Source organism: Bacillus sp. FSL K6-3200 (assembly GCF_038630485.1).
GTDB lineage: Bacteria > Bacillota > Bacilli > Bacillales > Bacillaceae > Bacillus > Bacillus safensis.
Map to the genome: position 1 here is coordinate 2143199 of NZ_CP152032.1, position 14741 is coordinate 2157939.

The 14741-nt window shown below is 40.7% G+C and carries 18 protein-coding genes and 1 other RNA gene; 14 read left to right on the forward strand and 5 right to left on the reverse strand.

Annotation, left to right across the window (positions count from 1 at the left end):
- Positions 1 to 13: 13 nt before the first annotated feature.
- Complete coding sequence (locus MHI60_RS10770; RefSeq protein WP_095410056.1) at positions 14 to 550, reverse strand: GbsR/MarR family transcriptional regulator; 537 nt, start codon at positions 548 to 550, stop codon at positions 14 to 16.
- Between the two features lie 269 nt (positions 551 to 819).
- Between MHI60_RS10770 and MHI60_RS10775 the strand changes: the two genes are divergently transcribed.
- From MHI60_RS10775 to MHI60_RS10790, 4 genes are read left to right on the forward strand one after another with little or no spacing between them, the layout of a single operon-like run.
- Positions 820 to 1968 carry a betaine/proline/choline family ABC transporter ATP-binding protein gene (locus tag MHI60_RS10775; RefSeq protein WP_133744561.1) on the forward strand — a complete coding sequence of 383 codons (1149 nt, stop codon included), beginning with the start codon at positions 820 to 822 and terminating at the stop codon, positions 1966 to 1968.
- Positions 1969 to 1981: 13 nt separating this feature from the next.
- Positions 1982 to 2635 carry an ABC transporter permease gene (locus MHI60_RS10780; protein ID WP_024423488.1) on the forward strand — a complete coding sequence of 218 codons (654 nt, stop codon included), beginning with the start codon at positions 1982 to 1984 and terminating at the stop codon, positions 2633 to 2635.
- Between the two features lie 13 nt (positions 2636 to 2648).
- On the forward strand, positions 2649 to 3566 hold the full coding sequence (locus MHI60_RS10785) for an osmoprotectant ABC transporter substrate-binding protein (protein WP_144483531.1): 918 nt from the start codon (positions 2649 to 2651) through the stop codon (positions 3564 to 3566).
- A gap of 21 nt (positions 3567 to 3587) precedes the next feature.
- Complete coding sequence (locus tag MHI60_RS10790) at positions 3588 to 4277, forward strand: ABC transporter permease (RefSeq protein WP_034280931.1); 690 nt, start codon at positions 3588 to 3590, stop codon at positions 4275 to 4277.
- An 80-nt stretch (positions 4278 to 4357) separates the two neighbouring features.
- Here the strand turns inward: MHI60_RS10790 and MHI60_RS10795 are convergent, their stop codons facing one another.
- The 3 genes from MHI60_RS10795 to MHI60_RS10805 form a co-directional block, all read right to left on the reverse strand.
- Positions 4358 to 4678, reverse strand: coding sequence for a helix-turn-helix domain-containing protein (locus MHI60_RS10795; RefSeq protein WP_024423485.1), 321 nt, complete (start codon positions 4676 to 4678; stop codon positions 4358 to 4360).
- Positions 4679 to 4748: 70 nt separating this feature from the next.
- Positions 4749 to 5150, reverse strand: coding sequence for a transcriptional regulator (locus MHI60_RS10800; protein WP_144483528.1), 402 nt, complete (start codon positions 5148 to 5150; stop codon positions 4749 to 4751).
- A gap of 138 nt (positions 5151 to 5288) precedes the next feature.
- Positions 5289 to 5684, reverse strand: coding sequence for a helix-turn-helix transcriptional regulator (locus MHI60_RS10805; protein WP_034280928.1), 396 nt, complete (start codon positions 5682 to 5684; stop codon positions 5289 to 5291).
- A 154-nt stretch (positions 5685 to 5838) separates the two neighbouring features.
- Between MHI60_RS10805 and MHI60_RS10810 the strand changes: the two genes are divergently transcribed.
- The 9 genes from MHI60_RS10810 to MHI60_RS10850 all read left to right on the forward strand — a co-directional run bounded on the left by MHI60_RS10810 (position 5839) and on the right by MHI60_RS10850 (position 12548).
- Positions 5839 to 6072 carry a helix-turn-helix transcriptional regulator gene (locus MHI60_RS10810; protein ID WP_106067294.1) on the forward strand — a complete coding sequence of 78 codons (234 nt, stop codon included), beginning with the start codon at positions 5839 to 5841 and terminating at the stop codon, positions 6070 to 6072.
- Positions 6073 to 6109: 37 nt separating this feature from the next.
- Positions 6110 to 6400 (forward strand): AbrB/MazE/SpoVT family DNA-binding domain-containing protein, encoded by a 291-nt coding sequence (locus MHI60_RS10815; protein WP_024423481.1) that lies wholly within the window; start codon positions 6110 to 6112, stop codon positions 6398 to 6400.
- Positions 6401 to 6585: 185 nt separating this feature from the next.
- Positions 6586 to 6819 carry a preprotein translocase subunit SecG gene (gene secG / locus MHI60_RS10820; RefSeq protein ID WP_003212746.1) on the forward strand — a complete coding sequence of 78 codons (234 nt, stop codon included), beginning with the start codon at positions 6586 to 6588 and terminating at the stop codon, positions 6817 to 6819.
- A gap of 124 nt (positions 6820 to 6943) precedes the next feature.
- The gene (locus MHI60_RS10825; protein WP_095409579.1) at positions 6944 to 7690 is read left to right on the forward strand and encodes a carboxylesterase; all 747 of its coding nucleotides are present in this window, start codon (positions 6944 to 6946) and stop codon (positions 7688 to 7690) included.
- 19 nt (positions 7691 to 7709) lie between these two features.
- The gene (rnr, locus tag MHI60_RS10830; protein WP_144483525.1) at positions 7710 to 10049 is read left to right on the forward strand and encodes a ribonuclease R; all 2340 of its coding nucleotides are present in this window, start codon (positions 7710 to 7712) and stop codon (positions 10047 to 10049) included.
- 139 nt (positions 10050 to 10188) lie between these two features.
- On the forward strand, positions 10189 to 10659 hold the full coding sequence (gene smpB, locus MHI60_RS10835; RefSeq protein WP_012011279.1) for an SsrA-binding protein SmpB: 471 nt from the start codon (positions 10189 to 10191) through the stop codon (positions 10657 to 10659).
- Positions 10660 to 10833: 174 nt separating this feature from the next.
- Positions 10834 to 11197: a transfer-messenger RNA gene (gene ssrA / locus MHI60_RS10840) on the forward strand.
- Between the two features lie 300 nt (positions 11198 to 11497).
- On the forward strand, positions 11498 to 11971 hold the full coding sequence (locus tag MHI60_RS10845; protein WP_342502615.1) for a hypothetical protein: 474 nt from the start codon (positions 11498 to 11500) through the stop codon (positions 11969 to 11971).
- 7 nt (positions 11972 to 11978) lie between these two features.
- On the forward strand, positions 11979 to 12548 hold the full coding sequence (locus tag MHI60_RS10850) for a hypothetical protein (protein WP_095409577.1): 570 nt from the start codon (positions 11979 to 11981) through the stop codon (positions 12546 to 12548).
- Positions 12549 to 12639: 91 nt separating this feature from the next.
- Here the strand turns inward: MHI60_RS10850 and MHI60_RS10855 are convergent, their stop codons facing one another.
- Positions 12640 to 12876, reverse strand: coding sequence for a hypothetical protein (locus MHI60_RS10855; RefSeq protein WP_095409576.1), 237 nt, complete (start codon positions 12874 to 12876; stop codon positions 12640 to 12642).
- 239 nt (positions 12877 to 13115) lie between these two features.
- Here MHI60_RS10855 and MHI60_RS10860 point away from each other — a divergent pair, with 239 nt between their 5' ends.
- Positions 13116 to 14717 carry a histidine kinase N-terminal 7TM domain-containing protein gene (locus MHI60_RS10860; protein ID WP_144483519.1) on the forward strand — a complete coding sequence of 534 codons (1602 nt, stop codon included), beginning with the start codon at positions 13116 to 13118 and terminating at the stop codon, positions 14715 to 14717.
- The last annotated feature ends 24 nt before the right edge of the window (positions 14718 to 14741 follow it).

The window sequence follows — 14741 nt, forward strand, 5'->3', positions numbered from 1 at the left end:
AAAACAGCTTTTTTTAAGGTTTCGGCACATGCTTAAACACTTCTTCACTTTCAAAGAATTCAATTAAGCGGCTAATCCAATCATAGTAATCAAGGCTTTCCTTGATTTCTGAAAGAAGTAGATTGATTTTATCCTCTGTCTCTTTTGGCAGGTCATCCTGTTCAAGCAGTTCCAGCAATTCCTTGCACGTTTTCTTATGTGCCTTGCGGTTTTTGCTGACAACTCGGGACCAATTGGCTGCAAACAAGGAAATAAACGTTTGGTATTGATCTTGCTCAACGTCGTATAGATCTTTACGTATTCCTTTTTCATAAACCTTTTCCGCAATATTCAAATCGAGCATTTCTCGAACGACTTGACTCATTCTCGTTTTGCTCATGCCTGTCGCCTCTGATAGCTCTCCAAGCGTCATTGGTTTACGGTTCATGTGAATGATACCAAGCACTCTACCCACTGTAGAAGAAAGACCAAAGGCATTCATGTTCTCGGCAGCTTTTTCAATATAATGATCCTGTGCTTTTTGAATGGCGCCTAACGCTAGCTTGTCCACTCCCCGATTCATCCCTTCACGACTGACAATTTGTAACACAATATATCATATACCTGTTTGTTGATGAAAACAATAAATATTGAGTATTTGCTCGTAATTTGGAGGAAAAAGGAGAGATCTCTATCTATAAGGCCGTTAACTGAAAATTTTAAATAAATGTTATGCAATACAAACACATCATAAACTTTTTATTTTATAAAGTTTGCACTATAATAAATAAGGTGTAAATTTTCTGAAAATATTGATCCGACTAATTGGAGGTGTCTCATTTGCTGAAACTAGAGAATGTATCTAAGACGTATAAAGGCGGAAAAAAGGCTGTCAAAAATATTGATTTAGAAATAGCAAAAGGAGAATTTATTTGTTTTATTGGACCAAGTGGCTGTGGTAAGACAACAACCATGAAGATGATCAACCGACTTATCGAACCTTCCTCAGGAAAAATCTTCATCGAGGGAGAAAATATTATGAAAAAAGATCCAGTCCAATTAAGAAGAGAAATTGGCTATGTGATTCAGCAAATTGGACTGTTTCCCCATATGACCATCGCACAAAATATTTCACTTGTTCCGAAGCTGTTAAAATGGCCGGAAGAAAAACGAAAAGAACGGGCACGTGAACTGTTGAAGCTTGTCGACATGGGACCGGAATATTTAGAGCGCTATCCTCATGAACTCAGCGGAGGACAGCAGCAGCGCATCGGTGTTCTTCGCGCACTAGCAGCGGAACCCCCTCTGATCCTCATGGATGAACCGTTTGGCGCACTTGATCCAATCACACGAGATTCATTGCAGGAAGAATTTAAGAAACTGCAAAAAACGTTAAATAAAACCATCGTATTCGTCACACATGACATGGACGAAGCCATTAAACTAGCTGATCGAATTGTGATTTTAAAAGATGGAGAGATTGTCCAAGTAGGTACGCCTGACGATATTCTGCGGAACCCAGCCAATGAATTCGTAGAAGAATTCATTGGGAAAGAACGTCTGCTTCAATCGAATCCGAATATGGAACGTGTAGAACAAATGATGAACACGTCACCAGTCACCATTACAGTTGAAAAAACATTAACAGATGCCATCTACATCATGAGAGAAAAGCGGGTCGATTCCTTGCTTGTAGTAGATGAACATCATGTGCTAAAAGGCTATATCGATATTGAAACAATCGATGCGAACCGCAGAAAGGCAGCTTTCGTCGGTGATATTTTAAATACAGAGTTCTATACCGTACAAGAAGGGGCACTTCTAAGAGACACTGTCCGGAAAATCTTAATACGCGGCATTAAATATGTACCGGTTGTGGATGCAGAAGGGCACTTAAAAGGCATTGTGACACGTGCAAGTCTTGTAGATGTTGTGTACGACTCCATTTGGGGAGACGATACGCCGGCGGCTGTCACTGAAATGAATTAAGGGAGGTGTACACATGGATCAAATCATCGACTTTCTAGAGAAAAATGGTGGGGAACTCCTCACAAAAATGTGGGAGCATTTATATATTTCCTTAATTGCTGTCGTGCTCGGTATTCTTGTTGCCGTTCCTTTAGGCGTGGTTCTCACACGAATGAAACGAGGCGCAGGTTTTATCATCGGTGTTGTGAATATCTTTCAAACACTCCCTAGTTTAGCGATTCTTGCCTTTTTTATTCCTATTTTGGGGGTTGGGAAAATACCTGCAATCGTTGCTCTCTTTTTCTATTCGGTTTTACCTATTTTAAGAAATACGTATGCCGGGGTACAAGGTGTGAACAAAAACTTGCTTGAATCCGGTAAAGGAATCGGGATGACAACATGGGAACAAATTCGTCTTGTTGAACTCCCGCTTGCTGTACCGGTCATTATGGCAGGTGTCAGAACGTCAACGATCTATTTGATTGGCTGGACAACACTTGCGGCCTTTATCGGTGGAGGCGGTCTAGGTGACTACATTTTAATTGGACTTCAGCTGTATCAGCCTGAATTCATTATTGCGGGTGCGATTCCAGTCACAATTTTAGCAGTCATCATCGACTTATCATTAATGAAGCTGGAGAAAAAAGTAACACCAGAAGGCTTAAAAGGATTGAAGGAAGTTTCATAAGGAGTTGGCTTATGTGAAGAATCGAAAAACAAAATGGATCAGTGCACTGCTTGCCGGATGCTTGCTATTGATAAGCGGCTGTTCACTTCCTGGACTAGCCGGCTCCTCAGGGGGCACGCTGCGAATTGGAGCACAGAACTTTACCGAATCAGAAATTATGGCCTATATGGTTGGCGATATGATCGAACATTACACAGATAAAAAGACGACTATTGTGAAAAACTTAGGATCCAACACCGTGCAGCAGAAAGCAATGGAAAACGGAGATGTCGACATTTCTGCCACAAGATATTCAGGCACGGATTTAACAAGTACCCTTGGAATGGAAGCGGAAAAAGACCCGAAGCGTGCGATGGACATCGTCCAAAAAGAATTTAAGAAACGCTATGATTACAAATGGTTTAATTCTTATGGATTTGATAATACGTATGCCTTTGCTGTGACGGAGAAGATGGCGAAGGAAAACAAGTTAGAAACGGTCTCTGATTTGAAAAAGAATGCGAAAAATTACCGGTTTGGAGTCGATAATATTTGGCTCAAAAAGAAAGGCGACGGCTATGATGGGTTCGTGAAAACATACGGGATTAAATTTGGAAACACGTATCCGATGCAGATTGGTTTAGTCTATGATGCTCTAAAGAATGAAAAAATGGATATTGTGCTTGCTTATTCAACAGATGGACGAATCAAAGCCTATAACCTCAAAATCTTAAAAGATGATAAACGGTTCTTCCCGCCATATGATGCATCGCCAGTAGTCCCGGAGAAAGTCTTAAAAGAGAATCCAGGGCTTGATAAGGTGATCAACAGGCTGATCGGAAAAATCGATACAGAACAAATGCAAGAGCTTAACTACCAAGTCGACGGGGAGCTTCAAGAACCAGCAACCGTTGCGAAGAATTTCCTGAAAAAACACAATTACTTTGAGTAAGATTGGGAGGTGTCACGGCTGATGGACACACTGCAGCAATTATGGACGTATTATCAGCAGAACGGGTCATATGTGTTAGAAGAATTTTATCGGCATTTTCTCATGTCAGCGTATGGGGTGTTGTTTGCGGCGATTGTCGGGATTCCAGTAGGCATCTTTGTGGCGCATTACCGCAAGCTGAGCAATTGGGTCTTTGCCATTACAAACGTCATTCAAACGATACCGGCATTAGCGATGCTTTCCGTGTTGATGCTTGTATTAGGACTTGGCGCAAATACAGTCATCCTATCACTCTTTCTGTATTCGCTTCTGCCGATTATCAGAAACACATACACAGGCATTGTCAGTATTGAACATGCCTATTTAGAATCAGGTAAAGCGATGGGGATGACGAAATGGCAAGTGCTGAGAATGGTTGAATTACCGCTTGCTTTATCAGTCATTATGGCAGGTTTAAGAACCGCACTGGTCATCGCCATCGGTATTACAGCGATTGGAACATTTGTAGGCGCGGGAGGTCTTGGTGATATCATCATCAGAGGGTCAAACGCCACCAACGGAACGGCCATCATTTTAGCAGGTGCGATTCCAACTGCACTCATGGCTATTATTGCTGACCTTGTCATGGGCTGGCTCGAACGCTATTTAAGCCCGACAAACAAGAAAAAAGAAAGAAAAGCGTTAGCTGAGAAAAATATCACATCTGCTTAAGCGGTTGAAAAGACACAACCTCCCTTACATCTGTAAGGGAGGTTGTTTTATGATGATCAGGCGGTCCGCATGCTGGTATTTTATGATTCAAGTGTGATCCATTCAGAGGACCACTTCGCAATTTCCTCAAAAACGGGTGCAAGTGAACGCCCCATATCTGTTAAAGAATACTCAATGCGCACGGGTGTTTCAGCAAAAACCTCCCGTTTTACAATACCTGCTGCTTCCAGCTCTTTTAATCTCTCAGATAATACTCTTCCGCTTAAATTTGTCAGAGCTGCCTCAATTTCACTAAAGCGCTGCTGACCTGAGAGAAGCTGAAAAACAATCAGTGCCACCCAGCGTTTACTCAATAACTCAACTGCTTTTTCAAACCGCGGGCACATGTCAGATTGATTCATCTTTCTTCACTCCAATCTGAACCCATTATACCGTAAATCTGTCATAAATCGGCGCAAAAAGCTTAAACATTTATGAAGACGAACGGCTGTTTAACATAAATAACAAATAGCGGTTGAGGTCCTCTATTTCTTTTTTCGAAAGGGTTGACCATATGTCACCATCAAATATTTCGAGATCAGTAAGTTCATATTGCGCTGCGGCTTCCTTTATTTTGGATAAAGCAAGATCATCTTCCTCGAGATGATGGACAGAAGCGGCCTCCTCAATATAGCCCGCAGCCTGCATCATGTCTTCATAAGGTACCTTTAACGCACCAGCTAGCTTTTTAATCGTAGGAGGTTTCGGAATGCCGCGTTTCCCGTTTTCAATACGAGATATACCGGCAGCGCTGACCTCAGAATACATCGCTAATTGGTTCACCGACAGCTTCTTTTCCTCACGTAATGCTCTTAAATATGCACCAAAGTTCATCAACGCAAAACCTCACATGGTTATAGATTCGATATGTCTATTTTACTTGATTTGTTGACTATTGGCAATAAGTACACCATGAAAATATTGACATTAGTTAATGGTGGATGTACATTAGGTTTATGCCCCGCTATTTGTTCACCTTTTTTGGTTGATGAGCGTGAGAAAGTATTCATTCAGCTGGCTGATGTCTTGTGCGGAGAGCCTTTCCCATTTGTCCCCGTCAAAAATGGGAAGATGTTCTACATCCTTTTGAAGCGCCGTTTGATAGATTTTTAACATGGACTCATATTTCGGTTTCATTTCATGAACTTGTTCCTGTTCAATATGACCGGCAAGCAGCATTAAATCCTCATAAGGCACCTTCAAGGCGTGTGCTAATTTTTTTATGGTTAAAGGCTTTGGCACACCGCGCTTTCCATTTTCAATACGAGAAATACCAGCAGCGCTTACACCTGAATACATGGCAAGCTGATTGACCGACATTTTTCTATTTTCTCTTAAAATGCGTAATTGTTCACCAAAGTGATTCATGACATCGAACCTCACATTTCAGTATATGACTTATTTTAGTATGATCATTGACCAAAGGAAATAGCAGAGGGGTAAAAGTGTTGACATAAGTTAATGAAACTGCTTGATGTGAGAGCCTTACATGCTGTACATATAGATTCCATAGGAGGTTGTAATGATGGTCGAAAAGATTCAGATCAGGCGGACTTTTGTCATGCAGTATATGATCGAGAACGATATGTCCTTAAATCAGCTCGCTGATGAAATTGGCATCTCTCCTGCCACACTTAGCAGAGTATTAAATGGTCACCGAAAACCAGGACAGCTTGTCATTGGTAAAATGATTCATTACTTTGATAAAAAATTTGAAGATCTATTTTACTATGAAGATGTTGACAAAAGTCAATAAATGAAATCATCATATCATCATCAAGGAGGAATTGTCATTGAAAAGGACTGGAATGGTCAGACACATTGATTCTCTCGGCAGAATTGTTCTGCCCTCAGAAATGCGCAAGGTACTCAATATTAAAGAAGAGCAGCTGTTAGAAATTTTCATCGAAGATCAAACCATTATGCTGAAAAAATATGATGCAGATAAGAGCTGCCTGCTAACGGGACAAGTGACGAAGTACAACAAAAGCTATGGAAATGGGAACGTGATGCTGAGTCCTGAAGGAGCTGAACGTTTGTTAGTAGAATTAAAACAGCTATTGAAGGAAGAAGCAACTCATTAAAATTGAGTTTTTAAGCGAAAATTGCATATAAAAATGCTGCAATCAGCACTTTGGAACGAAATTGAATTAAAATAACGAATCAAGTCGACAATATATAGGAAATCTTTATTTTGATGTTTCGTGACATGCACCTTGTTTTCATGTAAAATAAAGTTATGTGTACCAGTTTGTCTGGAGGTGTTTTCATGCACGCATTTGTTATCACATTACTCGTAATTGTCAGTATCGCACTTATCATCGTTGTATTACTACAATCAAGTAAAAGTGCTGGACTGTCAGGCGCTATTTCAGGTGGAGCCGAGCAGCTTTTCGGTAAGCAAAAAGCGAGAGGCCTTGACTTGATTCTTCACCGATTAACGGTTATTTTGTCAGTGCTTTTCTTCATCTTAACACTCGCATTGGCATATTTAGGCGTGTAAAGCGCGAGTAACAGAAGGTCTGATCTTTTTTCAGACCTTTTTTTATTATCAGCACTCTTTTGTGTTTGTTTCATACATACAAGTGGAAAATATAAACCATATCAGAAGGAAAGGAAGTCACATCATGAAAGTTGTTACACCAAAACCATTTACGTTTAAAGGTGGAGAAAAGGCGGTGCTTCTTCTTCACGGTTTTACTGGGAATACAGCCGATGTTCGAATGCTTGGCCGTTATTTGAACGAAAGAGGATATACATGTCATGCACCTCAATATAAAGGACACGGTGTGCCGCCAGAAGAGCTTGTCCATACAGGCCCTACTGACTGGTGGAAAGATGTAGAAGAAGGCTATCAATTCTTAAAAGATGAGGGCTATGAGGAGATTGCGGTTTGCGGACTATCCCTCGGAGGAGTTTTTTCATTGAAATTAGGTTACACTGTACCTGTAAAGGGAATTGTACCTATGTGTGCACCTATGTACATAAAAAGTGAAGAAGTCATGTACCAGGGTGTACTAGATTATGCCCGTAACTATAAGAAATTTGAGGGTAAGTCAGAGGACCAAATTGAACAAGAAATGGAAGCATTCAAGAAAACACCAATGGATACACTGAGGAGCCTGCAAGAACTGATTGCAGATGTCAGAAACAATGTCGACATGATCTATTCACCTACTTTTGTTGTTCAGGCACGTCACGATCATATGATTAATACAGACAGTGCGAATATCATTTATAACGAAGTAGAGACAGATGATAAGCATCTGAAATGGTATGAAGAATCAGGCCATGTCATCACGCTTGATAAAGAGCGGGAGAAGGTTCATCAGGATGTCTATGCATTCTTAGAATCACTTGATTGGTCAATTTAAATATATAGGGGGTTAGAGTGTGCAAAAAGAAGAATTTATGGATGAATTACTCGCTTTTATGAAAGAAGAAGCGTATAAACCGTTAACCGTTCAAGAGCTGGAAGTCATGATGGAGATTACCAATCCTGATGATTATAAAGAGCTCGTCAAGGCACTTGTGACGCTGGAAGATCAAGGACTCATTGTTCGCACGCGCAGCGATCGTTACGGTGTACCAGAAAAAATGAATTTGGTAAAAGGAAAGCTGTCTGCTCATGCAAAAGGATTTGCATTTGTGACGCCAGAAGAGTTTGGACAGGATGATATTTTCATTCCCCCAAATGAGCTAGGCACAGCGATGAATGGCGATACCGTCATGGTACGTGTCAGCCACAAATCAAACGGCACGAAAAAAGAAGGAACTGTTATCCGCATTCTGGAGCGCAATACTCAGACGGTTGTCGGTACCTACACAGAAACGAAAAGCTTTGGTTTTGTCATCCCTGATGATAAAAAAATCACAAACGATATCTTCATTCCAAAGTCCGCTAAAAACGGAGCGGTCGAAGGTCATAAAGTGGTTGTGACGCTGACAAGCTACCCTGAAGGAAGAATGAGCGCTGAGGGTGAAGTGACTGAAATCCTTGGTCATAAAAATGACCCTGGCATCGATATTTTGTCGATCATTCATAAACACGGTCTGCCAGGTGAGTTCCCAGAAGAAGCACTTCAGCAGGCAGTAGACACACCGGAAACGATTGATGAAAAAGACCTTGAAGGCAGACGCGACTTGCGCAATGAAACGATTGTGACAATTGACGGTGCAGATGCGAAGGACTTAGATGATGCCGTAACTGTGCAAAAGCTGGATGATGGCAAATATAAGCTTGGCGTGCACATTGCAGACGTTTCTCATTATGTCACAGAGAATTCTCCTATTGATCAGGAAGCTTATGAACGTGGAACAAGTGTGTATCTCGTTGACCGCGTCATTCCAATGATTCCGCATCGTTTGTCAAACGGTATATGTTCATTAAATCCAAAGGTCGATCGTCTCACGCTGTCTTGTGAAATGGTCATTGATCGAAACGGGAAAGTCGTCAAACACGAGATTTTCCAAAGTGTGATCAAAACGACGGAGAGAATGACCTATTCCGATGTGAATAAGATTTTAGTCGAACAAGACGAAGAACTTCTAAAAAAATATGAGCCGCTCGTGCCGATGTTCCAAGAGATGGAGAAGCTTGCAGAGATTCTTCGTGACAAACGAATGGAGCGCGGAGCTGTAGACTTTGACTTCAAGGAAGCAAAAGTGCTTGTAGATGATGAAGGCGCAGCGAAGGACGTTGTCATTCGTGAGCGTTCCGTTGCAGAGAAATTAATTGAAGAATTCATGCTTGTTGCAAACGAAACGGTTGCAGAGCATTTCCACTGGATGAATGTTCCGTTCATTTACCGAATTCATGAAGAACCAAATCCTGAGAAACTTCAGCGCTTTTTAGAGTTTGTGACGACGTTTGGCTACATTGTGAAAGGAACGTCAACGAACATTCACCCGCGTGCACTTCAAAGTGTCCTCGATGCTGTCAGGGATCAACCGGAAGAAGTCGTCATTCAAACTGTGATGCTTCGTTCTATGAAACAGGCGAAGTATGATCCAGAAAGCATTGGGCATTTTGGATTATCAACGGAATTCTATACACACTTCACATCACCGATCCGCCGTTATCCGGATTTAATCGTGCATAGACTGATTAGAACCTATTTGATTCAGAAAAAGACAGATGAAGCAACCCTAGAGAAGTGGGGCCAGCTGCTGCCTGAAATCGCAGATCATGCCTCCACGATGGAGCGCCGCTCAGTCGATGCAGAGCGTGAAACAGATGACCTGAAGAAGGCAGAGTTTATGCTAGATAAAATCGGTGAAGAGTTTGATGGCATGATTAGTTCCGTGACGAACTTTGGACTATTCGTTGAACTGCCGAATACGATAGAAGGTCTCGTCCATGTCAGCTACATGACAGACGACTATTATCGCTTTGATGAACAGCACTTTGCCATGATCGGTGAACGTACAGGGAATGTCTACCGTATCGGTGACGAAATCACTGTCAAAGTCGTTAATGTTAATAAAGATGAGCACTCAATTGATTTTGAAATCGTCGGTATGAAAGGCACTCGCCGTAAATCTCCAAAAGATTTCAAGTTCAAAAAACGGACAGATCCACCAGCGAAAAAAGGTGGCGGGGGTCAAAAGGCGTCTGGGGATAAGGCAAAAGACGCTAAAGGCGGCGACTGGTTCACTAACCGTAAGAAGAAGAAAAAGAAAAAACGCGTATTTGAAAACGCACCGAAACAAAAACGTAAAAAGAAAAAGTAACGTGCCAAAAAGCAAATAGGGCATCACGCTCTATTTGCTTTTTGACCACATGGCGTCAGCATTGTCGAAAGCTGGATTGTTTGATAAAATAATCCGTACGATTTGGACCGTGTTTGTGTCAAAAGGAGGGTGTACGCCAATGCCAAAGGGAGAGGGAAAGGTTGTTTCCCAAAACAAAAAAGCAAATCATGATTATTTTATAGAAGAAACATATGAAGCCGGCCTTGTATTACAAGGAACTGAAATCAAATCGATTCGTGCTGGAAAAGTGAATTTAAAGGATTCCTTTGCCAAAATCGAGCGAGGAGAAGTGTTTCTTCATAACATGCACGTGAGCCCATACGAACAGGGGAACCGTTATAACCATGATCCGCTGAGAACGAGAAAACTGCTTCTTCATCGCAAGCAAATCAGCAAATTGATTGGTGCGACAAAGGAAGAGGGATACTCACTTGTGCCTCTGAAACTATATTTGAAAAATGGCTTTGCCAAAGTGCTGATCGGAATCGGAAAAGGGAAGAAGAAATACGATAAACGTGAAGATCTGAAGAAAAAAGATGCAAAACGTGAAATTGAACGTGCCTTCCGCGATCGTCAAAAGCAATTCTAGCCTGATGCAGATGGCTTGCTGAGAGCGGAAGCATTATGCTACAATATGTTATGCAATAAACAATCATCGCTGTTTTTACAGAAACCACCAGTTGTTTCGGGCGATGAGATTGTTATAATAGTTATATACGGAAGCAGTGAAGCTGAACTTCCATCCCGTATAACCCTTTTACAAGGGGACGTTACGGATTCGACAGGGATGGTTCGAGCTTAGGCTGCGAGCCGAGAGGCGATCTCGTTAACACGCACTTAAATGTAACTGGCAAAACTAAAAGTTTTAACCAAAACTTAGCACTAGCTGCCTAATAAGCGCAGCGAGCTCTTCCTGACATCGCCTATGTGTCTGTGAGGAGCCCAATGAAGTAGGCTACGCTTACGTTTCCGTCTGAGGACGTAAGAAGAGATTCATCAGACTAGCTCTCCAAGCGCCCGTCAGCAGGCATGAGGATGAGTGAACACGTAAATATGTTGACTATGCTCGTAGACGCTTAAGTAATCGATGTCTCTGGACGTGGGTTCGACTCCCACCGTCTCCATAAAATTTTTAGAATGCAGCCGTATCAAGGGTTTGAATACCCTTGATACGGGGTCTGGCAATATGAAAAACTAAGATTTAATACAAAAAGACGCTATTGATAGCGTCTTTTTTTTATGCTTTTTTAACTTTTTAACAGAAAAGCCAAATGAGAATCTTTTTACTAATAAATTGAATGAATAGCTAAATATAACTATCTTTTAACCGATGAAATCTAGGGATGTTACACCATATATTAGTGAGTGAGTTTTATTAAACTTAAAGCTTGAAAATAACAGCAGGAATGCAGAAGGAGTTTATCTCAGTGAATAAAGTAAAGACTAAATCACTAATCGCAATGATGATTATGCTTGCCGTGCTGATGGTATTCGGTACAGCGTGCAGCAACCAAAAGGCAGAAAAAGAATATGCCGAGTGGTATGAAAATTACAGAAGTGATATTGAAGACACAATGCTTGCGTTTGCTAAAAAGATGGTGGCAATTGATGCAGGTAATGATGAATGGCTTGGATCTGTCGAGAAGTCACTTTTTGATGTACAAAAAGTCATTGATGAGGGTAATGAAAAGAAAAACGTTCCTGGTGCTTATAAAAAAGCACATGAGTATTTGCTAAAAGCAAACAAAGGATATCAATATGCCGTAGAAGAAACACCGAAAGCACTTGAAAATCTTAATCTTGAATCACTGGATAACATTTCGAAAAGACTCGACAAAGCATACGATCAAACAGCCAAAGCCGATGACGAAGTAGAAAAAGTCTCAAAGGATAAGGAGTAATTCACACATGAAGACAAACAAAAGGACAATGCTTTCAATATTTCTTCTAGTATTTACATTGATGCTGAGCACAGCATGCGGTAAAAATGAAGCAGCAAACGGTTCATCGTCAAATAAAACGCCGGTAAAACAAGAAAAAATTGAAAAGATGACCGATAAAGAATATGCTGCATGGTATAAGGGGTATTTAAAACGTTTTGAAGATAGAATTATGCCTTTCTTTTTTTCATTAGTTCCAATGGATGATGTTTATGATAAAGAATGGGCTAGTGAACTTGAGAAGAAAATTGAAAGCCTGCGAGAATTACTTAACGAAGCCAAAGAAAATGAAAACAAAGTTCCAGATACGTATAAAAAGGTAAATAGTTACTTAGTGAAAACAGATGACAACTTAGAGCCGATTTTCAAAGATATTTTAAAGGTTGCAAAGCAAGATAAGGTAGACGGTGATGATTTGAATTTCATAGATTCTAGGATGAAGAAAGCATTAGAAGAGATGGTTCTTGCAAAAGCAGAGGTTAGTAAAATTGAAGATGAGAAAGCTAAAAATGCAACAAAGGATAAATCAAAACCTTGATTTAGAAAAATAATGCTGGAACCTTTTAAAGGATCAAAACCGAACTTGGTTCACAGCAGAAAAAGAGATGTCAGATCTGGCATCTCTTTTCTTATGTACGGTTTCTCAAAGAAGACACCAACCGAACAAACAAAGGAAAAACGACAACCACCGCAATCATCATCAAAAATCCATTCGGCACAAGTTCCATAAACGTTGTCTGAATCACATAAACCGCAATCAGCAGTAAATAACTGATCAAAAATAACAATCCAGAACTTCTCTTTTCAAACGGTTTCTTCAAAAGAATCAGTATAAACAGCCCCGTCATGATCATCCAAAAAGTCATATTCCTTTCGCGTCTCCTCTCCATTCATCCCCACATTGTACAGATATTTCTCCGAGCGCAACATACTTCTATCTCAAATTAAGCAAAAAGTAGTGAAAATAAAAGGGATCACCAACAGATAACTCCCGAAACTTTACAAAAAATCTCCAATCAATTCAAAATCACATCTTCCCATTTTTGACGTCCTCATATATAGTAAGATTAGACTAGTTCTAAATAACTGAAATTGGGGCGTTTACATGGATTCGATTGTTTTACATTTTATTGTGATCATGAGTGTTTCTGGCATTCTGTCCGTGATATTATCAATCATTGCTCATGCAAACCGCCATCGGTATATTGGCTGTCAATTGTTTATGTACATGTCTGGAGCAACTGCGATTTATATCTTTGGGCATACGTTTGAATTATTGGCTCGTACTCCTGGAGAAATCATGTTCTGGGTTTGTTTTCAATACATAGGTCTTCCGTTTATCGCACCGCTCAGTCTGCTGATTGTGCTGCAATTTACGGGGTTCCATCAATATTTCACAAAGCGCCGCGTGCTTCTCATCTTATTGATTCCAACTCTCACAACCATTATGGTATTCACCAACTCTTTACATTCACTCTTTTATCGAGGCATCACGATGAATCCAGTAGATGGGTTTTTATTGGCTGATTTTACGATTGGCTATTGGTATATCATCCATGGCGTTTATACGTTTGGCTGTTCGATGCTCGCTATTTTTATGCTGTTTTGGTTTTTACGTGTCACTAAAAAAGAATATTTAAAGCAGATTCTGATACTGTTAGTGGGAATGTTATTACCAATTATGACTTCTTTTATTTATTTATTAGGCGTTACACCTCTTCATATTGATCCGGTCCCAGTGGTGATGTTTTTAACCAACGCACTCTATTTATGGGCGATTATGTCGTTCCAGCTCTTTAAAATCTCTCCCATTGCAATGGAGCGTGTGTTTGAGCATATGTCTGAAGGGGTTCTAATTTTAGATCGATATCGGACACTCATTGATTACAACCCCGCTGCTGCCACGATTATTCCGGCACTTGAGAATAAAAAGGGAATTGGCTATAAAATCGATGATATTTTCTCAGAAATCATCAAAGATTCAGCGTTTATTCAATGGCTGCGCTCTCCGCAGGATCATTCGCAATATGATTTAATGTGGAAAAAGGAAAAAGACCAGTCCTATTATTATCATCTGACTGCTTCGTCGCTATTTAATAGAAGAGGAGAGATTGAGGGCAGGCAAATCGTGATCAGTGATGTAACAGAGCAGCGTTTGCTGCAGGAAGAGCTGGAGCGTCGTGCGTATATTGATGGTTTGACGAATATATTCAATCGTTCTTCTTTCATCGAACGAACGCAGATGATCCTGGAAGAGGATGCGCAGGATACCGCTATTATGCTGTTTGATATTGATTTCTTTAAACAAATCAATGACACACATGGACATCATATCGGGGATGAAGCGCTGCGTCATGTTGTCTCTATTTGTCAGGAGCATTTACAAATGGATGATTTATTTGGACGATATGGGGGAGAAGAGTTTGCCATTTGTCTGCCGCATCAGTCATTTAAAGAGGCTTGTCATATCGCGGAAAAAATCAGACATTCGTTTGAAGCAAGTTTCTTTACTAATGAAGAGGAAAAAGTGCGAGTGACAGCGAGCTTTGGAATTGCTCACACAGCCAATGATCCTTGTGTATTAGAAACACTTCTATTTGAAGCGGACCAAGCTTTGTATATGTCAAAACGCCAAGGACGGAACCGGATTTATGCATCAACTGGTAAGGGCCATGTGCTGTATCAAGAGCAGGATCTTCCGAATTGACTGTTGTCCTGACATTCGATATGA